This is a genomic window from Streptomyces flaveolus, from assembly GCF_000716535.1.
GTDB classification, from domain to species: Bacteria; Actinomycetota; Actinomycetes; order Streptomycetales; family Streptomycetaceae; genus Streptomyces; species Streptomyces flaveolus_A.
Genome location: NZ_JNWV01000012.1, coordinates 77,793 through 101,559, shown reverse-complemented (window position 1 = coordinate 101,559; position 23,767 = coordinate 77,793). Strand labels below are relative to the sequence as shown.

At 72.9% G+C, this 23,767-nt stretch carries 19 protein-coding genes, 2 tRNA genes and 1 pseudogene; 14 read left to right on the top strand and 8 right to left on the bottom strand.

The genetic code is table 11. The annotated features are described in order from the left end of the window. Position 1 precedes the first annotated feature (1 nt). The 3 genes from OO52_RS15035 to OO52_RS50755 all read right to left on the bottom strand — a co-directional run bounded on the left by OO52_RS15035 (position 2) and on the right by OO52_RS50755 (position 835). Positions 2 to 517, bottom strand: coding sequence for a GNAT family N-acetyltransferase (locus OO52_RS15035; RefSeq protein WP_030651596.1), 516 nt, complete (start codon positions 515 to 517; stop codon positions 2 to 4). A 130-nt stretch (positions 518 to 647) separates the two neighbouring features. Continuing rightward, a tRNA-Cys gene (locus tag OO52_RS15030) sits at positions 648 to 719 on the bottom strand. Between the two features lie 18 nt (positions 720 to 737). Next, positions 738 to 835 (bottom strand) — tRNA-OTHER (locus tag OO52_RS50755). Between the two features lie 176 nt (positions 836 to 1,011). On the opposite strand from OO52_RS50755, the gene OO52_RS15025 reads away from it, so the two are divergent. The 6 genes and pseudogenes from OO52_RS15025 to dapE all read left to right on the top strand — a co-directional run bounded on the left by OO52_RS15025 (position 1,012) and on the right by dapE (position 8,562). After that, entirely contained in the window at positions 1,012 to 2,457 is a 1,446-nt protein-coding gene (locus OO52_RS15025; protein ID WP_078876964.1) for an MFS transporter, read from the top strand. A gap of 139 nt (positions 2,458 to 2,596) precedes the next feature. Then, on the top strand, positions 2,597 to 4,396 hold the full coding sequence (locus OO52_RS15020; RefSeq protein ID WP_030651591.1) for a DEAD/DEAH box helicase: 1,800 nt from the start codon (positions 2,597 to 2,599) through the stop codon (positions 4,394 to 4,396). A gap of 631 nt (positions 4,397 to 5,027) precedes the next feature. After that, positions 5,028 to 5,669, top strand: a complete 642-nt coding sequence (locus OO52_RS15015) for an IclR family transcriptional regulator (protein ID WP_030657424.1) — start codon at positions 5,028 to 5,030, stop codon at positions 5,667 to 5,669. Positions 5,670 to 5,735: 66 nt separating this feature from the next. Continuing rightward, a pseudogene (locus OO52_RS52645) lies at positions 5,736 to 5,903 on the top strand (1,3-beta-glucanase); the annotation flags it as partial. Between the two features lie 227 nt (positions 5,904 to 6,130). Then, positions 6,131 to 7,510 carry an amino acid permease gene (locus tag OO52_RS15010; protein WP_167347958.1) on the top strand — a complete coding sequence of 460 codons (1,380 nt, stop codon included), beginning with the start codon at positions 6,131 to 6,133 and terminating at the stop codon, positions 7,508 to 7,510. After that, positions 7,507 to 8,562 (top strand): succinyl-diaminopimelate desuccinylase, encoded by a 1,056-nt coding sequence (dapE, locus tag OO52_RS15005; protein WP_030657426.1) that lies wholly within the window; start codon positions 7,507 to 7,509, stop codon positions 8,560 to 8,562. Before OO52_RS15010 ends, dapE begins: the two co-directional genes overlap by 4 nt. Here the strand turns inward: dapE and OO52_RS15000 are convergent. Further along, positions 8,543 to 10,111 (bottom strand): PucR family transcriptional regulator, encoded by a 1,569-nt coding sequence (locus tag OO52_RS15000; RefSeq protein WP_030657427.1) that lies wholly within the window; start codon positions 10,109 to 10,111, stop codon positions 8,543 to 8,545. The two genes, dapE and OO52_RS15000, sit on opposite strands and share 20 nt — an antisense overlap. Positions 10,112 to 10,213: 102 nt before the next feature. Between OO52_RS15000 and OO52_RS14995 the strand changes: the two genes are divergently transcribed. The 3 genes from OO52_RS14995 to OO52_RS14985 all read left to right on the top strand — a co-directional run bounded on the left by OO52_RS14995 (position 10,214) and on the right by OO52_RS14985 (position 12,938). Next, positions 10,214 to 10,963 carry a chorismate synthase gene (locus OO52_RS14995; RefSeq protein ID WP_030657428.1) on the top strand — a complete coding sequence of 250 codons (750 nt, stop codon included), beginning with the start codon at positions 10,214 to 10,216 and terminating at the stop codon, positions 10,961 to 10,963. Next, entirely contained in the window at positions 10,960 to 12,072 is a 1,113-nt protein-coding gene (gene menC / locus OO52_RS14990; RefSeq protein WP_030657429.1) for an o-succinylbenzoate synthase, read from the top strand. The genes OO52_RS14995 and menC overlap by 4 nt, the downstream gene beginning before the upstream one ends. Before the next feature lie 74 nt (positions 12,073 to 12,146). After that, positions 12,147 to 12,938, top strand: coding sequence for a S16 family serine protease (locus OO52_RS14985; RefSeq protein ID WP_030657430.1), 792 nt, complete (start codon positions 12,147 to 12,149; stop codon positions 12,936 to 12,938). A 21-nt stretch (positions 12,939 to 12,959) separates the two neighbouring features. On the opposite strand, the gene OO52_RS14980 is transcribed toward OO52_RS14985, so the two are convergent. After that, entirely contained in the window at positions 12,960 to 13,439 is a 480-nt protein-coding gene (locus OO52_RS14980; protein ID WP_030657431.1) for an Lrp/AsnC family transcriptional regulator, read from the bottom strand. Between the two features lie 122 nt (positions 13,440 to 13,561). Here OO52_RS14980 and hppD point away from each other — a divergent pair, with 122 nt between their 5' ends. Next, on the top strand, positions 13,562 to 14,710 hold the full coding sequence (gene hppD / locus OO52_RS14975; protein ID WP_030657433.1) for a 4-hydroxyphenylpyruvate dioxygenase: 1,149 nt from the start codon (positions 13,562 to 13,564) through the stop codon (positions 14,708 to 14,710). A 9-nt stretch (positions 14,711 to 14,719) separates the two neighbouring features. Here hppD and OO52_RS14970 read toward each other — a convergent pair whose 3' ends face one another. After that, positions 14,720 to 16,192 carry a tetratricopeptide repeat protein gene (locus OO52_RS14970; RefSeq protein WP_030657436.1) on the bottom strand — a complete coding sequence of 491 codons (1,473 nt, stop codon included), beginning with the start codon at positions 16,190 to 16,192 and terminating at the stop codon, positions 14,720 to 14,722. 92 nt (positions 16,193 to 16,284) lie between these two features. Between OO52_RS14970 and OO52_RS14965 the strand changes: the two genes are divergently transcribed. Then, on the top strand, positions 16,285 to 17,691 hold the full coding sequence (locus OO52_RS14965) for an FAD-binding oxidoreductase (RefSeq protein WP_030657438.1): 1,407 nt from the start codon (positions 16,285 to 16,287) through the stop codon (positions 17,689 to 17,691). A gap of 20 nt (positions 17,692 to 17,711) precedes the next feature. Here the strand turns inward: OO52_RS14965 and OO52_RS14960 are convergent, their stop codons facing one another. Further along, positions 17,712 to 18,125, bottom strand: a complete 414-nt coding sequence (locus OO52_RS14960; protein ID WP_030657440.1) for an SsgA family sporulation/cell division regulator — start codon at positions 18,123 to 18,125, stop codon at positions 17,712 to 17,714. Between the two features lie 235 nt (positions 18,126 to 18,360). Between OO52_RS14960 and OO52_RS14955 the strand changes: the two genes are divergently transcribed. Both OO52_RS14955 and OO52_RS14950 read left to right on the top strand, forming a co-directional pair. Then, entirely contained in the window at positions 18,361 to 19,890 is a 1,530-nt protein-coding gene (locus OO52_RS14955) for an RDD family protein (RefSeq protein WP_030657442.1), read from the top strand. 65 nt (positions 19,891 to 19,955) lie between these two features. Next, positions 19,956 to 20,681 carry an RDD family protein gene (locus tag OO52_RS14950; RefSeq protein ID WP_030657444.1) on the top strand — a complete coding sequence of 242 codons (726 nt, stop codon included), beginning with the start codon at positions 19,956 to 19,958 and terminating at the stop codon, positions 20,679 to 20,681. Between the two features lie 93 nt (positions 20,682 to 20,774). Here OO52_RS14950 and OO52_RS14945 read toward each other — a convergent pair whose 3' ends face one another. Then, on the bottom strand, positions 20,775 to 21,011 hold the full coding sequence (locus OO52_RS14945; protein ID WP_030657446.1) for a hypothetical protein: 237 nt from the start codon (positions 21,009 to 21,011) through the stop codon (positions 20,775 to 20,777). Positions 21,012 to 21,372: 361 nt separating this feature from the next. Between OO52_RS14945 and OO52_RS14940 the strand changes: the two genes are divergently transcribed. After that, complete coding sequence (locus OO52_RS14940) at positions 21,373 to 23,730, top strand: immune inhibitor A domain-containing protein (RefSeq protein WP_030657448.1); 2,358 nt, start codon at positions 21,373 to 21,375, stop codon at positions 23,728 to 23,730. Positions 23,731 to 23,767 lie beyond the last annotated feature (37 nt).

Sequence of the window (23,767 nt, the reverse complement as noted above, 5' to 3'; positions counted from 1 at the left end):
GTCAGCCGAGGACCAGCCGCCACCTGATCTCTCCGTCGTGCCACTGGTCGGTGGGAGTGAGTCCGGCCGCGGTGGCGACGGCGCCGGACGCCGCGTGGTCGGGGTGGATGTGGGCGACGACCGTGTGCACCGGGTGCTGCCGGAGCCAGGTGACGAGACCTCGGGCCGCCTCGGCGGCGATGCCGCGCCGCTGCCAGGGGGTGCCCACCACCCAGGCGATCTCCGCGGCTGCCCCGCGGTCGTCGGTGGTGATCGTCGCCTGGACCGTGCCGGTCAGGCAGGCGGCGTCACGGAGCTGGATCACCCAGTTGCACCAGGACACGGCGGGGTCCGGGGAGCCGGCGGTCCAGCGTTCGTAGCGGGCGCGCAGGGCCTGGGCGGAGTCCGGGCTGCCGCCGATGAAGGTGTGCAGGCCGGGGTCGGACAACACGGCGGCCATCTCGCCGGCGTGCTCGACCCGCAGGGGCAGCAGGGTCAGCCGGTCGGTGTGGATGGTTTCGGGCTCGAGCGCGGTCACACTGCCTCCTGGAGAGAACGTTCGACGAGTATGCCGACACCTCCTGCACAGCCCGAGTGACGGTCGACGAAAAGGGTGGCACCCCTCCCGGGGTGCCACCCTCTCTCGTCCGGCCTCGTCGAGGCACTCGAGGCCGTGGCGGGAATCGAACCCGCGTAACTCGCTTTGCAGGCGAGTCCCTGAACCACTCGGGCACACGGCCGTGTTCTGTTGTCGTTCTCGGCCGTGGCGGGGATCGCACCCGCGTGACTCCCCGCGAGCGGAGCTCGCTGATGGATGCTGCGCAGGCGAGTTTCTGAACCACTCGGGCACACGGCCGTGTTCGTGTTGATGAACGTACGGGGGCCGGGGCGGGGGCTCAAGGGGATGGGGCGGGGTGCAACGGGACTGCCACACGGCGTTCACGAAGCGGGGCGGGCGTACGACCAAGGGCCTAGTGGGGGTCGGACTCCTGACAGGGGCCAAAGTCGGTTGCGGGCCTTACTCTGGCGAACATGAGTGCCCTTGGATCCCGTGAGCCCGCCGTCCTCGATCCGCCCGCCGAGCAGGACGGCGGTGTGCTGGGCAAGGCGTACCGGGCGCTGAGTGTCGGGATCGTGTCCGTCGTGGTGCTCATCGCGTTCGAGGCGACGGCCGTCGGGACCGCCATGCCGGTCGCCGCGCGGGAGCTGGACGGGCTGGCGTTGTACGCGTTCGCCTTCTCCGGGTACTTCACCACCAGCCTCTTCGGGATGGTGCTCGCCGGGCAGTGGTCCGACCGGCGGGGACCGCTCGGGGCGCTGACGACCGGCATCGCGGCCTTCGCGGTGGGGCTCGTCGTGGCCGGGACCGCGCAGGTCATGTGGACGTTCATCCTGGGCCGGGCCGTGCAGGGGCTCGGCGGCGGGCTCGTCATCGTGGCGTTGTACGTCGTCGTGGGACGCGCCTATCCGGAGCGGCTACGGCCCGCGATCATGGCCTCCTTCGCCGCCGGCTGGGTCGTCCCCTCCATCGTCGGACCGCTCGGCTCCGGCGCCGTCACCGAGCACCTCGGCTGGCGCTGGGTCTTCCTCGGCATCCCGGCCCTCGTCGTGTTCCCCCTCGCCCTCGCCCTGCCCCAGATACGGCGGCGGGCGGCCGGCCCGGTGGACGCGGAGGCCGGCGCCGGCTCCTTCGACCGGCGGCGGATCCGGCTCGCGTTCGGGATCTCCCTCGGCGCCGGGCTCCTCCAGTACGCCGCCCAGGACCTGCGGCCCCTCGCCCTGCTCCCGGGGCTGGCGGGGGCGGCCCTGCTGGTGCCCGCCGTGCTCGGGCTGCTGCCCCACGGCACCTACCGGGCCGCCCGCGGGCTGCCCTGCGTCGTGCTGCTGCGCGGGCTCGCCGCGGGGTCCTTCATCGCCGCCGAGTCCTTCGTGCCGCTGATGCTGGTCACCCAGCGCGGGCTGTCCCCGACGCTCGCCGGGTTCTCCCTGGCGGCCGGCGGCGGGACCTGGGCGCTGGGCTCGTTCGTGCAGTCCCGGCCGCGCCTGGCGCCGTACCGGGAGCGGCTGATGACCGTGGGCATGGTGCTGGTCGCCGCCGCGATCGTCACCGCGCCGAGCGTGCTCCTGCACTCCGTGCCCGTGTGGACCGTGGCCGCCGCCTGGGGCGTCGGCTGCTTCGGGATGGGCCTGGTGATCTCCTCCACCAGCGTGCTGCTGCTCCAGCTCTCCGCCCCGGAGGAGGCCGGCGCCAACTCCGCCGCGCTCCAGATCTCCGACGCCCTCTCCAACGTCGTCCTCCTGGCAGCCACCGGCGCGGCCTTCGCGGCCCTGGGCGGCGGGAGCACCGCCGCCACCACGGGGGCCGACGGCGGGCATCCCGCCGCCTTCGCCGCCGTCTTCCTGCCGATGGCGGTGGTGGCGGTGGCGGGGGCCTGGGTGACCACGCGGCTGCGGGAGCGCACGGCCCCGGCGCGGTGAGTGCGGTGGGGCGGCGGGGGCCGCTGTGACGTCGCTCCCACCCACGGGCGACCCGGGGTCGTCCGCGCGTTGAGCGCAGGGCGGCGCCGGTAGGGTGGCCCGGTTGTCATACGTAGCCGCCCTACCCCGCTCGGAGACCGTGACTACCACCGCCGCCTCGTCGACTTCCTCCCACCACCTCTCGCCCGCCTTCCCGGGCCGGGCCCCCTGGGGTACCGCCAGCAAGCTGCGTGCCTGGCAGCAGGGGGCGATGGAGAAGTACATCCAGGAGCAGCCGCGTGACTTCCTCGCCGTCGCCACGCCCGGCGCCGGAAAGACGACCTTCGCGCTGACGCTGGCCTCCTGGCTGCTGCACCACCACGTCGTACAGCAGGTCACCGTGGTCGCGCCCACCGAGCACCTGAAGAAGCAGTGGGCCGAGGCCGCCGGCCGGATAGGGATCAAGCTCGACCCCGAGTACAGCGCGGGCCCGCTCGGCAGGGAGTACGACGGCGTGGCCGTGACGTACGCCGGTGTCGGGGTGCGTCCGATGCTGCACCGCAACCGGGTCGAGCAGCGCAAGACGCTGGTGATCCTGGACGAGATCCACCACGCCGGTGACTCCAAGTCCTGGGGCGAGGCCTGTCTGGAGGCATTCGAGCCGGCGACGCGGCGCCTCGCGCTGACCGGTACGCCGTTCCGTTCCGACACCAACCCCATCCCCTTCGTGACGTACGAGGAGGGGGCGGACGGGATCCGGCGGTCCGCCGCCGACTACACGTACGGCTACGGCTCGGCGTTGTCGGACGGGGTCGTCCGGCCGGTGATCTTCCTCTCCTACAGCGGCAACATGCGCTGGCGGACCAAGGCCGGTGACGAGGTCGCCGCGCGGCTCGGCGAGCCGATGACCAAGGACGCGATCAGCCAGGCCTGGCGTACGGCCCTCGACCCGCGCGGCGACTGGATGCCGAGCGTGCTGCGCGCCGCCGACCAGCGGCTGACCGAGGTCCGCAAGGCCATCCCGGACGCGGGCGCGCTCGTCATCGCCTCCGACCAGGAATCCGCGCGCGCGTACGCCAAGCTCATCCGGGAGATCACCGGGACGAAGGCGACGCTCGTGCTGTCGGACGACGCCGGCGCGTCGAAGAAGATCGACGAGTTCAGCGCGAGCGACGACCGGTGGATGGTCGCCGTGCGGATGGTGTCCGAAGGCGTCGACGTGCCGCGGCTCGCGGTGGGCGTGTACGCGACGACCATCTCGACGCCCCTGTTCTTCGCGCAGGCCGTCGGGCGCTTCGTACGGTCCCGGCGGCGCGGCGAGACCGCGTCCGTGTTCCTGCCGACCGTGCCCGACCTGCTGACCTTCGCCAACGAGATGGAGAAGGAGCGGGACCACGCCCTCGACAAACCGAAGAAGGAGGGCGAGGAGGACCCGTACGCCGAATCCGAGAAGGAGATGGAGGAGGCGAACAAGGAGCAGGACGAGGACACCGGCGAGCAGGACATGCTGCCGTTCGAGGCGCTGGAGTCCGACGCCGTGTTCGACCGGGTGCTGTACGACGGCGCCGAGTTCGGCATGCAGGCGCACCCCGGTAGCGAGGAGGAGCAGGACTACCTGGGGATTCCGGGGCTGCTGGAGCCCGAGCAGGTGCAGTTGCTGCTGCAGAAGCGGCAGGCTCGGCAGATCGCGCACAGCCGGAAGAAGCCGGACACCGAGGCCGACCTGCTGGAGCTGCCGGCCGAGCGGCGGCCGGTGGTCACGCACAAGGAGCTGATGGAGCTGCGGAAGCAGCTCAACACGCTGGTGGGCGCGTACGTGCACCAGAGCGGCAAGCCGCACGGGGTGATCCACACCGAGCTGCGGCGGGTGTGCGGGGGGCCGCCGAGCGCGGAGGCCACGGCGGGGCAGTTGCGGCAGCGGATCGAGAAGGTGCGGGAGTGGGCTACGCGCATGCGGTGACGCTGCGCTGGCTTGGTGGATTTTCGCCCACCCGCCCACCCGACTCGGTCCGCCGAAAAGGCACCGCCCGGGGGCTCCGCCCCGGACCCCGGGTGGGTGGGGCGGCTCGGTCCGGTGGGAGGGTGCCGTCCTGGGCCACGGATGCAGGTTCGGTCCGCTCGGAGGGTGCCGCGCAGGGGCTCCGCCCCGGCGGTAGGTGGGGTGGCTCGGTCTCTGGTGGGAGGGTGCCGCCCTGGGGTTCGCCCTGGCCCCGGGTGGGTGGAATGGCCCGGTCCGGTGGGAGGGTGCCGTTCTGGGGGTTCGCAGCGGGCCCCGGGTGAGGGCTCGGTCGGTCGGGTCTCCTTGCCGTCTTCGTGTGTGCGTATCCGGACGAATCGAGGCAGGCCGGATCTGGGCTTGCCCGGATTCTGGACGAAGACTTCCGCTCAGCGAACCGGCTTCGCTACTGTCCCGCTACGCACACGCCCCGTGGCAGCGCCGCCGCGGAGCGCAGCCGTGAAGCGACTCGGCCCGGGAGCCGCCGGGCCGTCCTGCCGATCGGCGGCCTCTCAAGCGCGTCGCCGACGGGACTCGGTGGTGACGCATCCGCCGAGCAGGGGCTGCCGACCTCACCGCCGAAGGAGTGGGCGTCGTGACCGCGGAGACCTCTCAGACGCTCGACCGGGGACTGCGCGTCCTCAAGCTGCTGGCCGACACGGACCACGGGCTGACCGTCACCGAGTTGTCCACCAAACTGGGCGTGAACCGTACCGTGGTGTACCGGTTGCTCGCGACGCTGGAGCAGCACGCACTCGTACGGCGTGACCTGGGCGGGCGAGCCCGGGTCGGACTGGGCGTGCTGCGGCTCGGACGGCAGGTGCACCCGCTGGTACGCGAGGCCGCGCTGCCCGCGTTGCGGTCGCTCGCGGAGGACATCGGGGCGACGGCGCACCTCACGCTCGTGGACGGGTCCGAGGCGCTGGCCGTGGCGGTGGTGGAGCCCACCTGGACGGACTACCACGTGGCCTACCGGGCCGGGTTCCGGCACCCGCTGGACCGGGGCGCGGCCGGCAAGGCGATCCTCGCCGCGCGGCAGTCGCCGTCCTCCGACCCCGGGTACACGCTCACGCACGGGGAGCTGGAGGCGGGGGCGAGCGGAGCCGCCGCGCCCCTGGTCGGGGTGACGGGGGTCGAGGGCAGCGTGGGCGTCGTGATGCTCGCGGACGCCGTGCCGGAGCGGGTGGGGGCGCGCGTGGTGGAGGCGGCGAAGGAGGTCGCCGAAGCGTTGCGCTGAGCCTCTCGCAGCGCTGAGCCCCTCGCAGCCGACGCCACCGCAGCGCCCCGAAAGGGCGCGGTGAACAGCGCGAGCTCCGACGTCAACACGACCGACTGGCAGTACGACACCGGGATGTCCAACCCCGGCAGGGCCGCCAACCGGGGCACCGGCGAGTTCGAGACGATGACGTCGAGCACCGGCAACGTCGCACTGAACGGGAACGGCAACCTGCTCATCACCCCGCGCCGCGACACATTCGCTCGCACCGCCCGCACTCGGCCACCCCCTTGGCCGCCCCTCCAACCCCGCTCGCCAACCTTTGGCCGATCCGCACACCCCCCGGCGCCCGCCCCTCCGCATCATCAAGGGCCAGGCAACCCCGAGGCGGAGGGAACGGCACGGTGGACAGAGTGGGGACAGTCGCCGCACCAGATCGGCGGACAGGACGTACGGCAGGCAGGCTCACCCGGCGGCAGAGCATGGGAACCCTCGTCGGTGAAGCCGCCGGGAGTCCGCTGAAGCGGACGATGGGCGTGGCCCAGCTCACCCTGCTCAGCGTGGGGGCCACCCTGGGCACCGGCATCTTCGTGGTGCTGGGGCAGGCCGTGCCTCAGGCCGGTCCCGCCGTCGTCGTCTCCTTCGTGCTGGCCGGCGTCACCGCCCTGTTCTCCGCGCTGTCGTACGCGGAGCTGGCCGGCATGATCCCCGGATCGGGTTCGTCGTACAGCTACGCCTACGCCACCCTCGGCGAGCTGGTCGCCTGGGTCTGCGGCTGGTGTCTGATCCTGGAGTACGGGGTGTCGGTCGCCGCCGTCGCCGTGGGCTGGGGACAGTACGTCAACGAACTGCTGGAGCTCACCCTCGGTGTCTCCCTGCCCGAGTCCCTCAGCGCGCCGCCCGGCGCCGGCGGTGTGCTCAACATCCCGGCCGCCCTCATCGTCGTCCTCGCCATGGTGGTGCTGCTGCGCGGCGCGAAGGAGAGCGCCGTCGCCAACACCGTCATGGTCGCCGTCAAGATCGCGGCTCTGGTGCTGTTCTGCGCCGTCGCCTTCACGGCCTTCCGGGCCGGCAACTTCCAGCCCCTGTTCCCGCTCGGCGCGGCCGGCATGAGTGCCGGGGCGGCCTCCCTCTTCTTCTCCTACATCGGGTTCGACGCCGCCTCCACGGCGGGTGAGGAGGCGCGCGATCCGCAGCGGGACCTGCCGCGCGCGATCATCCTGTCCCTCGTCCTGGTCACCGCCCTGTACGTCCTCGTCGCCGTCGCCGCGCTCGGCGCGATGCCCTGGCGCCAGTTCGCGGGGACCGAGGCGACGCTGAGCGAGGTGCTCGTGCGGTCGGTCGGCGGCGGGAGCCTGTGGCCGATCCTGCTGTCCGTCGGGGCCGTCGTCGCGACCACCAGCGTCGTGCTCACCGTGCAGTACGGGCAGATCCGCATCCTGTTCGCCATGGCCCGGGACGGACTCGTGCCACCGCTGTTCGCCAAGGTGCACCCGCGCACCGGGGTGCCCCGCGCGGGCACCGTCATCGTCTCCGGCTTCATCGCCGTCCTCGCCGCCCTCGTCCCGCTCGGCAGCCTCGCCGACGCCACCAGCATCGGCACCCTCTTCGCGTTCATGCTCGTCAACGTGGCCGTCGTCCTGCTGCGCCGGCGCGACCCGGGCGCCCCCCGCTCCTTCCGGGTGCCGTTCTCCCCGGTCACGCCCCTGCTCGGCGTCGCGTTCTGCGGCTACATGCTGTGCAGCCTCGGCGCGGACACCTGGATCGCGTTCGGCGCGTGGCTGGCGGCCGGAGTCGTCGTCTACGGCTGCTACGGCATCCGGCACTCCAAGCTCGCCCGGACCCAGGAAGACCCCGCATGACCGCCCTCGATCTCACCACCGACGTCGTCGGCCTCACCCGTGCCCTCGTGGACCTGCCCTCCGAGAGCGGGGAGGAGGAGCGGATCGCCGACACGGTCGAACAGGCCCTGCGCCTCCTGCCGCACCTCGCGGTGGAGCGGGTCGGCAACTCCGTCGTCGCCCGCACCGGCCTCGGCCGCGCCGAACGCGTCCTGATCGCGGGGCACCTGGACACCGTGCCGGCCGCCGGGAACCTGCCCTCCCGGCTGGCCGACGGGCGGGTCCACGGGCTCGGCGCCTGTGACATGAAGGGCGGGGTGGCCGTCGCGCTGCGGCTCGCCGCCACCGTGCCGGAGCCCGCCCGCGACCTCACCTACGTCTTCTACGAGTGCGAGGAGGTCGAAGGGGAGCGCAACGGGCTCGGCCGGATCGCCGCCGCCCGGCCGGGGCTGCTGGAGGAGGCCGGCCTGGCGATCCTCATGGAACCCTCCGACGCCGGTGTCGAGGCCGGCTGCCAGGGCATCCTGACCGCCGACATCGTGGTCAGGGGCGCCCGCGCGCACACCGCCCGCGCCTGGCAGGGCACCAACGCCGCGCACAAGGCGGGGCAGGTGCTCCAGCGGCTCGACGCACACGTCCCGGAGCGGGTCGTGATCGACGGCCTGGAGTTCCGGGAGGGGCTCAGCGCGGTCGCCGTACGTGCCGGGGTCGCCGGGAACGTCGTACCCGACGAGTGTGTCGTGACCGTCAACTGCCGTTTCGCACCCAGTCGTTCGGCTCAGGAGGCGGAGGAGTACGTGCGGGGGCTGTTCCCGGAGTACGAGGTGCGGGTCACCGAGGTCGTCGGCGGGGCGCTGCCGCACCTGGACCGGGTGGGCCCACTGGTGGCCGCGCTCGGGGCCGAGCCCCGGGCCAAGCTGGGGTGGACGGACGTGGCCCGGTTCGCCGCGCTCGGGGTGCCCGCGCTCAACTACGGCCCCGGGGACCCCTCGTTGGCGCACACGGCGGGGGAGTACGTGCCCGTGGCGCACCTGGAGCGGTGCGAGGCCCGGCTCAGGGCGTGGCTGCGCTGAGCCCGGCCAGCGTCCGCAACTGGAGCCACAGCACCAGCCGTTCGTCGGGGTCGTCCAGGTCGACCCCGGCGTGCTGCTGGAGCTGCTTGAGGCGGTAGCGGCAGGTGTTGGGGTGCACGGCCAGCAGCCTCGCCGCGCCGGCCATGTCGCAGCCCGCGTCGAACCAGCAGACCAGCGTGCGCGCGTACTCGGTGCCGTGCCCGGCGTCGTAGGCCAGCACCCGCCGCCACGCGCCCGCGCTCAACTCCCGGCGTTCTTCCATCACTTCGGTCAGCCGCAGCAGTGTCACCCGGGCGCGCACCTCGTCCACCACGGCCACCGGCAGGTCCGCGTCCAGGACCCGCAGCACCAGGTCGGCGTCCGCCCGCGAGTCCGTGAGCCCGTCCGCGTCCGGCACCACCTCGCCGAGCGCCGCCCGGACCGGCGCCCGCAGCGCCTGTCCGGCCCGCGCCACGATGTCCCCGGCCAGCGCCCGGTGCCGCTCTCCCGGCCCGGGCAGCACCGCGTACACCACCCCGTCCAGCAGCACGCACGCGTGCCGGCCGTAGCGGGCCTCGCACTGCAGGCGTACGACGTCCAGCAGGCGCAGCGCGGTGCGTTCGGCGTCCGGGACGCTCGCGGCGGAGTCCAGGGCGAAGGCCGCCACCCGGGCCGGGCCGTCCACGCCCAGGCGGGCGGCGGCCGTCGCCGGGTCGTCCGCCGTGCCGTCCAGGAGCCGGCGCAGCAGGTCGCCGCCCCGGTGCCGGGCCAGCTCCCGGGCCGCCCGGGCGCGCAGCAGGAGCAGCGCGGCGGTGGACGCGCCCTGGGCGAGGGTGTCCTCGGCGTCCGGGGCGAGCGAGCCGCCGTCGATCACCCACACCGAGCCGAGGGTCTCCCCGCCGGCCCGTACCGGCATCGCCAGCCGGGGCAGGCCGCTGCCGGTCAGCGCGGGCAGCCGCACCGGCCGGTCGGCGGCGAACAGCCGCCGGTACTGCTCGGTGTTCTCGGCGCTGGCCGGCACCTGCCGGCCGAGGATGCCCTGCCGGCGGTCCTCGTCCACGGGCTGGCCGGGGACCGTGGAGTAGGCGAGGATCCGCTGGCGCGGGTCCTCGATGGCGGTGGCCCCGCCGGTGGCCGTCGCGATGGCGTCGGCGAGCGCGAACAGGTCGCCGAGCCCGCTGTCGCCCGCCCCGGAGTCGGCGGCGAGGGCGGTGGGCCGGGCGGCGACGGCCGAGGCCAGCAGCAGATGGACCCGGTGCCAGGCCGCGTCCTCGGCGACCGACAGCAGGGCCACGCCGTGCTCCCGCGCCGCCGCCACCGGCCCGTCCGCGCCGCGCACCACCACCCCGGTCAGCCCGGCCTCCGCCGCCGCCCCAAGCAGCGGCCCGGCGTCCGCCGCCCGAACCCCGACCGCCAGCAGCAGCGCGCCGGGCAGCCGGGGGAGCGGGGTACGGCCCTCGTACAGGACCGCCTCGGTGACCGGGGCGGCGAGGCCGGCGGGGGCGGTGTGCAGGCGCAGCGTGGGGGCGCCGACGACGTCCAGGAGGTCGCCGAGGGTGCAGGCGTCCATGAGGGTCCTCAGCATGCCGGTTGGCGGATGGTGCAACGAACGTACGCGTGCCTTGGCCGCTCGCACAACACATCCGCCACCGGCGACTCCGAGACTCGTCCCATGACAGGAGGAGCCACCATCCGTACCGTCCACGACGTCGCCGGGCTCGCGGCCGTCGCCGACCACTTCAGCGACGTCTGGCGGACGCCCCGCACCGCCCCGCCCTACCCGGCCGAGGTCCTGCACAGCCTGGTGCACGCCGGCGGCGCCGTGCACGCGGCCCACGACGGGCAGCGGCTCGCCGGGGCGTCCGTCGCCGTGCTCGGCCCGGACCGGAGCACGTACTCGCTGGTGGCCGCCGCCGAGACCGGTCTCGGGCACCGCCTGAAGCTGGCCCAGCGGGAGTGGGCCGTCGCCCTCGGCGCCCGCACCATGCGCTGGACCTTCGACCCGCTGGTCGGCCGCAACGCCCGCTTCAACCTGGTCAAGCTGGGCGCCGTCGGCACCGAGTACCTGGTCGACTTCTACGGCCCCATGACCGACGGCGTGAACGACGGCGACGAGAGCGACCGGCTGACGGTGACCTGGGACCTGACGGCGCGGGCAACGCCGTACGACGCCGAGCCGCACGGGCCCGTCCTGCGCACCGCCCCCGACGGCGGGCCGCTCGTCCGGCGCGCCGGACGGCACGTCTGGTGCCGGGTCCCGGACGACGTCGTCGCGCTGCGCGCCGCCGATCCCGCCCTGGCGCTGCGCTGGCGGCACGCGGTGCGCGAGGTGTTCCTGGAGGCCTTCGTGGAGGGGTTCCGGGCCACCGGGATGTCCCGCGCCGGCTGGTACACGCTCACCGGGCCGGAGGAGGTCGCGTGAAACTGGAGCGCGTGGAGATCGTGCATGTGGCGATCCCGCTGGTCACCCCGTTCCGTACGTCCTTCGGGACCATGACGGCGAAGGACACCTTCCTGCTGCGCGTCGTCACCGACTCCGCCGAGGGCTGGTCGGAGTTCGCCGCCGACCCCGAGCCGCTGTACTGCTCGGAGTTCGTCGCCGGCGCCGAGATCGTGCTGCGCGACTTCCTGCTGCCCCGCGTGGCCGCGCTCCCGCACCTCACCACGGCCGCGCTGGCCCCCGCCATGGCGAAGATCAAGGGCCACGAGCTGGCGAAGGCGGCCCTGGAGACGGCGGTGCTCGACGCCGAGCTGCGCGGCCACGGCATGTCGCTCGCGACCTACCTGGGCGCGGTACGGGACCGGGTGCCCGCCGGGGTCTCCGTCGGCATCAAGAACTCGGTGCCCGAGCTGCTGGACGACGTCGAGCGGTACCTCGCCGAGGGGTACGTCCGCATCAAGCTGAAGATCGAGCCCGGCTGGGACGTCGAGCCGGTGCGGGCGGTCCGCGACCGCTTCGGTGACGACCTCCCCCTCCAGGTCGACGCCAACACCGCCTACACCCTCGCCGACGCCGAGCACCTGCGGCGGCTCGACGCGTTCGGGCTGCTGCTCATCGAGGAGCCGCTGGAGGAGAACAACCTGTACGCCCACGCCCGGTTGCAGAAGCGGCTGGGCACCCCGGTCTGCCTGGACGAGTCCCTGCACCACGCCCGGGACACCGCGTCCGCCATCGCCCTCGACGCCTGCCGGGTGGTCAACGTCAAGCCCGCCCGAGTGGGCGGCTACCTGGAGGCCCGCCGGGTCCACGACGTGGCCCACGCGCACGGCGTGCCGGTGTGGTGCGGCGGCATGCTGGAGACCGGCATCGGCCGCGCGCCCAACCTCGCCCTGGCCGCGCTGCCCGGCTTCACCCTGCCCGGGGACACCTCGGCGTCCAGCCGCTACTTCGCGGAGGACATCACCGAGCCGTTCGTCCTCGGCGCGGACGGCCACCTGCCCGTCCCGGATGGCCCCGGCATCGGCGTCACACCCCTGCCGGACGCGCTGCGCCGGTTCACCAGGGCCCGACGGGACCTCTACACGGCATGACGGGGCCTTCCCGCGGCATGAAGGCACCCGCACGCGGCGGAAGGGGCACGTGGTTGTCACGTTAGATTGACCTCGTGCTCTCACGTCTCACACGCCCCCAGGCCCTCGCCGTCTGCGCACTGCCCGTCGTGGCCCTGCTGGCCACGACGGCCTTCGCGCCGCTGCCGTTCTCGGTGGCGCAGCCCGGCATGACGGCGAACGTGCTCGGGCGGAACCAGGGCACCCCGGTGATCACGGTCTCCGGGGCGGAGACCCGGAGGACCAGCGGCCAGCTGCGGATGACCACGATCGAGGCGACCGGTCCGGACGCCGAGGTCAGGCTCGGTGACGTGGTCGACGGCTGGTTCCGCACCGACCGCGCGGTGCTGCCGCGCGACTCGGTCTACCCGAGCGGCGACACCGTCAAGGAGATCGAGCGGCACAACGAGGCGCAGATGCGGCAGTCCCAGGACGCGGCGACCCAGGCGGCGCTGAAGTACCTCGGGCTCGGCGCCGGCAAGGTCAGGGTCACGCTGCGGCTCGCCGACGTGGGCGGACCCAGCGCGGGGCTGCTGTTCTCCCTGGGGATCATCGACAAGCTGAACGGCGACGGCAGCGGCGGCGACCTCACGGGGGGCCGCGTCATCGCCGGTACGGGCACGATCGACGCGGCCGGCCAGGTCGGCGCGGTCGGCGGGGTGGCCCTGAAGACCCAGGCCGCGCGCCGGGACGGGGCCACCGTCTTCCTGGTGCCGAAGGCGGAGTGCGCCGACGCGAAGGCGGAGCTGCCGAAGGGGCTGCGACTGGTCCCAGTGACCACGCTCAAGGGCGCGGTCGACTCCCTGGTGGCGCTGGAGAAGGGCAAGGGCTCGGTCCCGAGCTGTTAGCCCACCCGCACGGGCCGCCGCCTACGACCGTTCGGCGTCCGCCGCCGCCTGCTCCACCAGCGGGATGATCCGCAGCGGAACGGGGTTCTCCATGACGATCGCCGTGGAGGCCCGGACGATGCCGTCGAAGCCGACGACCCGGTCGATCACCCGCTGCAGATCGGCGTTCGAGCGGGCCACCAGCCGGCACAGCATGTCCCCGCTGCCGGTGGTCGTCAGCAGCTCCAGCACTTCGGGCACGGTCGCCAGGTGCGCCCGTACGTCGGCGCCCTGGCCCTGCCGGATCTGGAGGGTGGCGAACGCGGTGACCGGGTAGCCGAGGGCCGCCGGATCCACCTGCGGGCCGAAGCCGCGGATGACCCCGTTCGACTGGAGCCGGTCCAGGCGCGCCTGCACGGTCCCGCGCGCCACACCCAGCCGCCGGGACATCTCCAGCACCCCGATGCGCGGCTCCCGGGCCAGCAGCACGATGATGCGCCCGTCCAGATGATCGATCGCCACGGGACCCCCTGAGATGGTCATCCTGTACAGAAAGACCGCCGAGACGGCCGTACCGCTGGTCGGATTGCCCAGCGATAGCGCGAACTATTGCGCACCTTGCAGAGCAGAGCCACCCTTCCGCTATGACGCAGACCACACACCTCACTCCCGAGACGACCGCCCGGCAGGACGACCCCTTCCCGGTCAAGGGAATGGACGCGGTCGTCTTCGCCGTGGGCAACGCCAAGCAGGCGGCGCACTACTACTCCACCGCCTTCGGCATGCGGCTGGTCGCCTACTCCGGACCGGAGAACGGCAGCCGCGAGACCGCCAGTTACGTGCTGGAGAGCGGCTCCGCCCGCTTCGTCTTCACCTCCGTGATCAAGCCGAGCAGCACCTGGGGCCACTTCCTCGCCCAGCACGTGGCCGCGCACGGCGACGGCGTCATCGACCTGGCCATCGAGGTCCCGGACGCGCGCGCCGCGTACGCGTACGCCGTCGAGCAGGGCGCGAAGAGCGTCACCGAGCCGTACGAGCTGAAGGACGAGCACGGCACGGTCGTCCTCGCCGCCATCGCCACCTACGGCGAGACCCGCCACACCCTGGTCGAGCGCACCGGCTACGACGGCCCCTACCTGCCCGGGTACACCGCCGCGGAGCCGATCGTCGAGCCGCCCGCCCACCGCGTCTTCCAGGCCATCGACCACTGCGTCGGCAACGTCGAACTCGGCCGGATGAACGAGTGGGTGGCCTTCTACAACAAGGTCATGGGCTTCACGAACATGAAGGAGTTCGTGGGCGACGACATCGCCACCGAGTACAGCGCGCTGATGTCGAAGGTGGTCGCGGACGGCACCCTCAAGGTCAAGTTCCCGATCAACGAGCCCGCCATCGCCAAGAAGAAGTCCCAGATCGACGAGTACCTGGAGTTCTACGGCGGCGCGGGCGTCCAGCACATCGCGCTCAACACCGGCGACATCGTGCAGACGGTCCGCACCATGCGCGCGGCCGGCGTCGAGTTCCTCGACACCCCCGACTCCTACTACGACACCCTCGGCGAGTGGGTCGGCGACACCCGCGTGCCGGTCGAGACCCTGCGCGAGCTGAAGATCCTGGCCGACCGCGACGAGGACGGCTACCTGCTGCAGATCTTCACCAAGCCGGTCCAGGACCGTCCGACCGTGTTCTTCGAGCTCATCGAGCGGCACGGCTCCATGGGCTTCGGCAAGGGCAACTTCAAGGCGCTGTTCGAGGCGATCGAGCGCGAGCAGGAGAAGCGGGGCAACCTGTAACGGCGGACGCTACTCGCTGGGCGGCGGCTCGTCGGGTACGTCGCCCAGCTCCCGCAGCGCCTCCCGCGCCATCGGCGCCTTCAGCGGCGAGAAGTACGGGTTGATGCGCAGGGCCTCCTCCAGATGCCGCCGCGCGGGACCGTACCGCTCCACTTCCGCCTCGATCACGCCCCGGTGGAACGCGTACAGCGCGCTGCGCACCCCGCCCCCCTTCGCCTTGTCCGTCGCGGTGGTGGCGTAGGTCAGCGCCTCCTCGTCCTCACCGGCCCGGTGCAGCGCCCAGCCCAGCGCGTCGGCCACCTCGATCCCCGGCTGCCGCTTCCACTCCTCCCGCAACCGCTCCACGGCGTCCCACGGGTCCCCGTGGTCCGCCTCGAACCGCCCGATCAGCAGCTCCTCGTCCACCCCGCCGGACACCGCCCGCCGTACCGCCGCCTTCATCCGCGTGTACTGCTCCTCGGCGACCCCGGGCTGCCCCAGCGACTCGTACAGCTCGCCCAGTTCCAGCAGGTCCGCGGGGTCCGGCTGTTTCGCGACGGCGGCCCGGTACGCGGTCAGCGCCTGCGCCGTGCGCCCCAGCGCGGCCAGCGTCCGCGCCCGCCCGGCCCGTGCCGCCCGCTGGTCGGGATCGAGCCGCAGCGCGGCCTCGAAGTGCCGCAGCGCGTCCGGCAGGTCCCCGCGCTCCCACGCGAGCTGCCCCAGCCCGGTCAGCCACGCGGCCTGCTCCGCCGGGGTCCGCGCGGCGGCCGCCGCGTCGGTGAGCTGGGCCACCGCGTCCTCGCGCCAGCCCCGGTCCCGGTACACCGCCGAGGCCCGCGCCATCACGGCCGGCCGCGCCGTCGCGTCGGTGCGCAGGGCCAGCAGCTTGTCCAGGGTGGAGCGGGCCTTCTCGTAGTCCCCGAGCCCGGTGTACGCGTCGATCAGCGGCGCATACGCCTGCCACCGCTTCGGCGCCGCCTTCAGCGCCTGCTCGCCGTAGCTCTTCGCCGCCGGGAAGTCCCGGCGCGCCAGCGCCAGCGCGGCCAGCCCGTCCAGCGCCTCGGTGTTCCGGCCGCCCCGCACCTCCAGCGAGGTCCGCAGCGCCCGCTCGGCCTTCGGGTAGTCCGCCACGTCACCCGCCCGGCGCCCCCGCTCCACGTACGCCGACCCCAGCACCGCCCACGCCCGGGCGTCCCGTGGCTGCGCCCGCACCCGCTGCTCCTGCCGCCCGATGAGCGCCGTCAGCCCGGGCAGCGCGGCCGGCACCCCGTAGGTCACCGTCGTCAGCGCCGGCACCTGCGCCCGTGGCCGCGCCTGCGGACCGGCGGCGGGCGGCGCGGCCGGCCCGTGCCGGCGCTCGTGCGGCAGCAGCATCAGCACCGTGCCCGCCATGACACCGCCCGCCAGCGAGGCGACCAGCACCCGCCGCAGCGCCCGCCGGGGCCGGCGCGGCGCCGGCGGCTCCGGTACCAGGGACGTACCCACGCACTGTCGGTTGTCCATGGCGCTCACTGTGCGTCAATACGACGAGCACATCCGCGCGGCCCCGGGGCGGCGCGGGCGGGGTTCACACCGATGGCCGCGAGTGACACGCTGTGATCATGAGCCGTATCGAAGCACCCCGCGACGAGCACACCGGTAACCTCACCGACCGGCTCCTGGCCGGCCTGCCGCCCGAGGCCGTCCTGACCGACTCCGACGTCACGGCCTCCTACGCCCACGACATGGCGAGCTTCTGCCCGGCGGGCAGTCCCGCCGTCGTCGTCCTCCCGCGCACCGTCGAACAGGTCCAGCACGTCATGCGCACGGCCACCGAGCTGCGCGTCCCCGTCGTCCCGCAGGGGGCCCGCACCGGCCTGTCCGGCGGCGCCAACGCCACCGAGGGCTGCGTCGTGCTGTCCCTCACCAAGATGGACCGCATCCTGGAGATCAGCCCCGTCGACCGGATCGCCGTGGTCGAACCGGGCGTGGTCAACGCGACCCTCTCCCGCGCGGTCGAGGAACACGGCCTGTACTACCCGCCGGACCCCTCCAGCTGGGAGATGTGCACCATCGGCGGCAACATCGGCACGGCCTCCGGCGGCCTGTGCTGCGTCAAGTACGGCGTGACCGCGGAATACGTCCTCGGCCTGGACGTCGTCCTCGCCGACGGCCGCCTGATGTCCACCGGCCGGCGCACGGCGAAGGGGGTCGCGGGCTACGACCTGACCCGGCTCTTCGTCGGCTCCGAGGGCTCCCTCGGCATCGTCGTCCGGGCCGTCCTGGCGCTGAAGCCCAAGCCGCCCCGGCAGCTCGTGCTGGCCGCCGAGTTCGCCTCCGCGGCGGCCGCCTGCGACGCCATCTGCCGGATCATGGAGGGCGGTCACGTGCCGTCGCTCCTCGAACTCATGGACCGTACGACGGTCAAGGCGGTCAACGACCTCGCCCACATGGGGCTGCCCGAGACCACCGAGGCGCTGCTGCTGGCCGCGTTCGACACCCCGGACCCGGCCGCCGACCTGGCCGCCGTCGGCGCCCTGTGCGAGGCCGCCGGCGCGACCCAGGTCGTCCCGGCCGAGGACGCGGCCGAGTCCGAGATGCTGTTGCAGGCCCGGCGGCTCTCGCTGACCGCGCTGGAGGCGGTGAAGGGCACGACGATGATCGACGACGTGTGCGTGCCCCGCTCGCGGCTCGGCGCCATGCTGGAGGGCGTGGAGCGGATCGCCGCCGAGTACGGCCTCACGATCGGCGTCTGCGCGCACGCCGGCGACGGCAACACGCACCCCACCGTCTGCTTCGACGCCCGTGACCCCGAGGAGTCCCGCCGGGCCCGTGAGTCCTTCGACGAGATCATGGCCCTCGGCCTGGAGCTGGGCGGCACCATCACCGGCGAACACGGCGTCGGCGTCCTGAAGAAGGAGTGGCTGGCCCGGGAGATCGGCCCGGTCGGGGTGGAGATGCAGCGGGCGGTGAAGCAGGTCTTCGACCCGCTGGGCATCCTGAACCCGGGCAAGCTCTTCTGACGCCTCCTTCCCGGGGCCGTTCACCGGGCGAGGAACTGGTCGAGCGCGTCGTCGATGCCGAGCTGCCCGCCCTCCGTGCCCGGCGGCACCGCCCGCAGCGTCCGCTCCAGCCAGGCCGACACCTGCGGGACCGGCGCCTCCAGCAGCGCGTCGCCGTCCGGTGAACTCAGCGCCATCAGGACGACACTGCGCCCGTTCGCCTTCGTCGGCCACACCCGCACGTCCCCGTGCCCGCACGGCCGGAACACCCCCTCCACCAGCAGGTCGCGGGCGAACGTCCAGTCGACGGGGTGCTCGGAGTCGATGTGGAAGGTGATGTGGACGGCGTAGGGGTCGTCGGAGCGGTAGCCGAGCCGGGCCGGCACCGGGACGCTCCGCTCCGGCGACAGGATGAGCCTCAGCTCCAGTTCGCGCTCCACCACGGTGTGCTGCATGACCTGCGTCTCCTTTCGCGTCGGGGCCGCTCGGACGGGGCCCGCACCGGAAGGAGAGGGGACAGGGGCCGGGCCATTACGCGCGTTCGGGGAAATTCTTTTCGCGAGCCGGGGGAGTCCGTCACGGCGTTGCCCGGAAAGGGGTGGGTCCGGCGGGACTGGCGGTGGGGGATGCCCGGGTCTGATAGATGTGGAGGCCCCCATCCCACCCCCGAGCAGATACGGGACGACGGACATGAGCGCCCCAACCCCGGCCCCAGGTGACGACCGGCCCCGCGAGGGCTACTACCCGGACCCGTCCATCCCCGGCTACGTCCGGTACTGGAACGGCGCCTCCTGGGTGCCTGGCACGAGCCGCCCGGCGCCGAAGAACGGCGAACCGCTCACCCCGCCCCCCGGCGCCCGACCGGCGTCCCCGTCCGTGGAGGAAACGGGTCCGCACTTCTTCGACGAGGACCCGCCCGACGGGGAACAGCCGGACGGCGCGGGTCGGCAGGGCGGGCAGAGCGGGCATCCCGTGCAGCCCGCGCAGGGAGCGCAGTGGGGCCAGCCGGGTGCGCCGGGTCAGCCCGGTCAGCCCGCTCAGCCCGGTCAGCCCTGGGGCGCCGATCCCAGGGTGCCGGCCGAGGCCCCCATCGCCCCCGACGGCCGTGCCACGGGCCGTACCGACGGCACCGCGACGATCCCGCCGACGGAGGACGACCCCCACGACCCCGGCACCTTCATCTTCCGCCGCCCGATCCCCGGCCCGGCGGCAGCCGACCGCACCGACGACGGCACGATGACCTTCCGCCCGGTCCCGTCCGCCCCGCCGGCCCCGTCCGGCACCGACAGCGGCCCGGCCGGCTTCGGGACGCAGGGCCCGGTCGGCGCGCCCGTGAACTCCGGCTTCGGCGCCGGAAAGGCCGCCGCGGCCCGCGCCGCCGCCGCACAGACACCCCCGGCGGCCCAGGCACCGCAGGCACCGCAGGCACCCTCCACCCCGCAGCCCGCCCCGGCGGCCCAGGCACCGCAGGCACCGTCCGTCCCGCAGCCCGCCCCGGCGCCCCAGCCCTCCCCGGCCGCCCCGGCTCCCGCCTCCGTGGCCCCGTCGGTGCCGCACCAGGCGGGTCCCGTCCAGGGCGGTGCCCCCGTCACCCCGCTGACCAGCGGACCCGGTGGCGGGCAGGCCTCCTGGGCGCAGCAGGTGCATCAGCTTGCCGGAGGCGGGGACGAGCAGCCCGTGGCGCCGTGGAAGCCGCCGGTGGAGGACCTCTTCCAGGCCGCCGCGCGCCGGCAGGCCGCCGCCCGCCCCGCCGGACTCGGCAAGCGGCTCGCCGCGCGGCTGATCGACCTGCTGGCCATCGGCGCCGTGACGGCCGCCGCCGCGGTCCCGCTCGGCACCCGGGCCGTGGACCACGTCCAGCAGAAGATCGACGCCGCCCGGCTGTCCGGCCACGAGGTCACGGTCTGGCTGCTCGACGGCACGACCGGCACCAGCCTCGGCATCGTCCTCGCCGTCCTCCTGCTGGCCGGTGTCCTGTACGAGGTGCTGCCCACGGCCAAGTGGGGCCGCACCCTCGGCAAGAAGCTGTGCGGTCTGGAGGTCCGGGACATCGAGGCGCACGAGCCCCCGACGTTCGGCGCGGCGCTGCGCCGCTGGCTGGTGCTCAGCGTGCCGGGCCTGCTGGCCGTCGGGATCGTGGGCGTGCTGTGGTGCCTGTTCGACCGGCCCTGGCACCAGTGCTGGCACGACAAGGCGGCCCACACCTTCGTGGCCGGCTGAGCGCGCGTACTCCGTCCGGCCGTCTGCCGGATGCGGGGCCGGGATCTTCGGGTTCCACTCGGGCCATGAGCACCGAACCGCCCCCCGGCTCCGGAGAGCAGCCCCCCGAGGACGATCCCTTCAGGAAGCGGCCCCCGTCGGACCAGGGCTCGGGCTCGCCGTACGACGCCCCGTACGGCGGCGCCCAGCCCCCTCCCCCCGGCGACGGCGCGGGCGGTCCCTACGGCGGCGGTCCGGGCGGTCCTCACGGCGGTGGCGGTCCTTACGGCGGTGGCCCCTACGGCGGCGGTCCGGGCGGCGGCCCCTACGGCCCCGGCGGCTACCCCGCCGACCCGCTGGCCGGCATGCCCCCGCTCGCCGACAGCGGCAAGCGCACGCTCGCGCGCATCATCGACCTGATCCTCGTCGGCATCGTCGTACTGCTGCTCACCTGGGCGTTCGGGGTGAGCGAGTACACGGTCGACGGCGAGCGGATGCAGGTCGGCAGGTCCCTCGCCCAGTCCTTCATCGCGGCCGTGCTCTACATCGCGTACGACACCTTCATGATGACCAGGTCGGGGCAGACCCTCGGCAAGAAGTGGCTCGGCCTGCGGGTGGCCAACCTGGAGAACGGCGCCACCCCCTCCGTGCAGACCATGCTGATCCGTTCCCTGGTGCTGTGGGTGCCGTTCGCCTTCTGCTGCGCCTGCATCTGGACGGCCATCTCGGGTGGTTGGAGCTTCTTCGACAAGCCGTACAAACAGGGCCTGCACGACAAGGCGGCCAAGACGGTGGTGGTCAGCACCGGTTGAGCCGTCCGCCGGGGGTGCAGCCGCGACGGTGGCGGTTCCGGGACGTCCCGGAACCGCCACCGTCGCGGCCGTGCGACGCTGTGCCCCTGTGCGTCACAGGGTCGTGGGGATACGTTCCTCCTCCGCCACGGGCTCGGCGGGCGCCCGCTCCGAGCGCGCCCCGGGGACGGGGACCGTCAGGGCGACCAGCAGGCCCAGCGCGAGGGCCGCGAGGGCGATGACGGCGACCCCGAGGCCCGAACTCGTCTGGGACAGCAGCAGCATGGCGAGCGTCGAGAAGATCACGGTGCAGGAACCGTAGGCGAGCTGTGCGGCAGTCGGACGAGGCATGGCAATCGTGTCCTCGGCAGTCTTCGGAAGATTGGGGTGCCACTCTGTTGGCCTGCATGCCCGAGCGGGACGCCCGGTAAGCCTGACCTAACCCACGGTACCGGTGCACAGGGGGCGCATGGAGTCACCGTCCTGGCCAAAGGGGCGTCCCCCTGCGCCCGTTTGGCGAGGTGACACGCGTCCGTAAAGCGAACGCCACCTCCGCATAGTGCACTTGTCCTGCTCAAGTCAAGATCTGTTTTTTCAGCTAAACCTCTAGTCAAATGTCGTCACTTGACTACACGCGTTGATCGTGCGCGCACGGATTCCTCCATGACCCGGAACCCTCTGTCCGTGTGCGCGGCGCGGGGGAGGAACTCAAGTGACCAGCAGATCCTGGACGTTCAGAGCGGCCGCCATCGGCGTGACGCTCGCGGCGGCCTCCGCCACGTTCGCCACCTTCGCCGTCGCGGAGGCGGGCACCCAGGCCCACACCGCCGCGGCCAACCGGCACGACCCGGCTCCGGTGAAGCAGCGCGCGCACGACCTGGACGGCCCCCTGAGCAAGACCCAGGAGGCCCAGCGTGAGGAGGCCCTGAACCAGCTCATATCGGGCAAGGCCACCGCGAAGGAGCGCAACGGCTCCAAGGTCGTCGAGCTCAAGAGCCGCAAGGGCCAGAGCAAGTACGTCGAGCTGAGCCGCGAGAAGACCGACAAGATCTTCACGATCCTGGTGGAGTTCGGCGACCAGACCGACCCCAAGTTCGGCGGCACCCCGGGCCCGCTGCACAACAAGATCGCCGCGCCGGACCGCAAGAAGGACAACTCGACGGCCTGGCAGAAGGACTACAACCAGAAGCACTACCAGGACCTCTACTTCGGCACCGGCAAGAAGACCGAGTCGCTGAAGAAGTACTACGAGAAGCAGTCCTCGGGCCGCTACTCGGTCTCCGGTGAGGTCACCGACTGGGTCAAGGTCCCCTACAACGAGGCCCGTTACGGCAACAACGCCTGCGGCGACACCAACTGCCCGAGCGTGTGGAACGTCGTCAGCGACGGCCTGAACGCCTGGGTCGCCCAGCAGAAGAAGGCCGGCCGCACCGACGCCGACATCAAGAAGGACCTCGCCAAGTACGACGAGTGGGACCGCTACGACTTCGACGGCGACGGCAACTTCAACGAGCCGGACGGCTACGTCGACCACTTCCAGATCGTGCACGCCGGTGAGGACGAGTCCGCCGGCGGCGGCGCCGAGGGCGAGAACGCGATCTGGGCCCACCGCTGGTACGCCTTCGGCACCGACGCCGGCGCCACCGGTCCCGAGAGCAACAAGCTCGGCGGTACGCAGGTCGGCGACACCGGCATCTGGGTCGGCGACTACACCATCCAGCCGGAGAACGGCGGCCTCGGCGTCTTCGCCCACGAGTACGGCCACGACCTCGGTCTGCCGGACGAGTACGACACCGCCGGCGGCGACAACTCCACCGGTTTCTGGACGCTGATGTCCTCCGGCTCCTGGCTGGGCACCGGCAAGGAGTCCATCGGTGACCTGCCGGGCGACATGAACGCCTGGGACAAGCTCCAGCTGGGCTGGCTGAACTACGACACCGCCAAGGCCGGCAAGCAGTCCACGCACAAGCTGGGCGTCGCCGAGTACAACACCTGGGACAAGCAGGCGCTCGTGGTGACCCTGCCGGACAAGGCGGTCACCACCACCATCACCGAGCCGGCGCAGGGCGCCACCCAGTGGTGGAGCGGCAGCGGCAACAACCTGAAGAACACGCTGACCCGTTCCGTGGACCTCACCGGCAAGTCCTCGGCGAGCCTCACCCTGGACGGCTGGTGGGCCACCGAGGCCGGCTACGACTACGTCTACACCGAGGTCTCGACCGACGGCGGCGCCAACTGGACCGCCCTGGACGGCACGGCCGACGGCCAGGCCCTGCCGAAGGACGCCAGCGGCAAGCCGGCGCTGAGCGGCTTCTCGCAGACGCACAAGAAGCTGCAGTTCCCCCTCGACGCCTACGCGGGCAAGAAGATCGACCTGCGCTTCCGCTACGCCACCGACGGCGGTGTCGCGGAGAACGGCTTCACGGCCGACGAGATCGCCGTGACCGCCGACGGCACCCCGCTGTTCTCGGACAACGCCGAGACCGCGGACGCCGGTTGGACCGCGGCCGGCTTCTCCCGCATCGGTGCGTCCTTCACCAAGGACTACAAGCAGTACTACATCGCCGAGAACCGGCAGTACGTGTCGTACGACAAGACGCTGAAGACCGGCCCGTACAACTTCGGCTTCGCGTCGCGCCCGGACTGGGTGGAGCACTACCCGTACCAGAACGGCCTGCTGATCTGGAAGTGGGACACCTCCCAGGCGGACAACAACACGAACGCCGCCAACGGCCACCCGGGCACCGGTCTGATCCTGCCGATCGACTCGCACCCGAAGGCGCTGAAGTGGACCGACGGCACGCTGCTGCGCAACCGCATCCAGGCCTACGACTCGCCGTTCAGCATCTACGGCACGGACGGCATCACCCTGCACAAGGCCGACGTCGCGCTCAAGATCAAGGGTTCGAAGGGTGTCCGGGTCTTCAACGACCACACCAGCACCTACTACGACCCGTCGAACCCGACGGGTGGGGTGAAGGTCACTGACACCAACACCAAGATCACGATCGTCAAGGAGGCCAAGGACGGCTCCACGATCCAGCTCAAGGTCGGTCCCGCGGTGAAGTAGTCCGCATCACCGCAGGTCAGAGGCGTATCGGCGGCAA

Bases quoted from the DNA above. Each gene is read 5' to 3' on its own strand.
- OO52_RS14960 (WP_030657440.1), bottom strand. From the start codon at position 18,125: ATGCAGCACACCGTGGTGGAGCGCGAACTGGAGCTGAGGCTCATCCTG.
- OO52_RS14950 (WP_030657444.1), top strand. From the start codon at position 19,956: ATGAGCACCGAACCGCCCCCCGGCTCCGGAGAGCAGCCCCCCGAGGAC.
- OO52_RS14970 (WP_030657436.1), bottom strand. From the start codon at position 16,192: ATGGACAACCGACAGTGCGTGGGTACGTCCCTGGTACCGGAGCCGCCG.
- OO52_RS14945 (WP_030657446.1), bottom strand. From the start codon at position 21,011: ATGCCTCGTCCGACTGCCGCACAGCTCGCCTACGGTTCCTGCACCGTG.
- OO52_RS15025 (WP_078876964.1), top strand. From the start codon at position 1,012: ATGAGTGCCCTTGGATCCCGTGAGCCCGCCGTCCTCGATCCGCCCGCC.
- OO52_RS15010 (WP_167347958.1), top strand. From the start codon at position 6,131: ATGGGAACCCTCGTCGGTGAAGCCGCCGGGAGTCCGCTGAAGCGGACG.
- OO52_RS14955 (WP_030657442.1), top strand. From the start codon at position 18,361: ATGAGCGCCCCAACCCCGGCCCCAGGTGACGACCGGCCCCGCGAGGGC.
- dapE (WP_030657426.1), top strand. From the start codon at position 7,507: ATGACCGCCCTCGATCTCACCACCGACGTCGTCGGCCTCACCCGTGCC.
- OO52_RS14995 (WP_030657428.1), top strand. From the start codon at position 10,214: ATGACAGGAGGAGCCACCATCCGTACCGTCCACGACGTCGCCGGGCTC.
- OO52_RS15000 (WP_030657427.1), bottom strand. From the start codon at position 10,111: ATGGACGCCTGCACCCTCGGCGACCTCCTGGACGTCGTCGGCGCCCCC.
- hppD (WP_030657433.1), top strand. From the start codon at position 13,562: ATGACGCAGACCACACACCTCACTCCCGAGACGACCGCCCGGCAGGAC.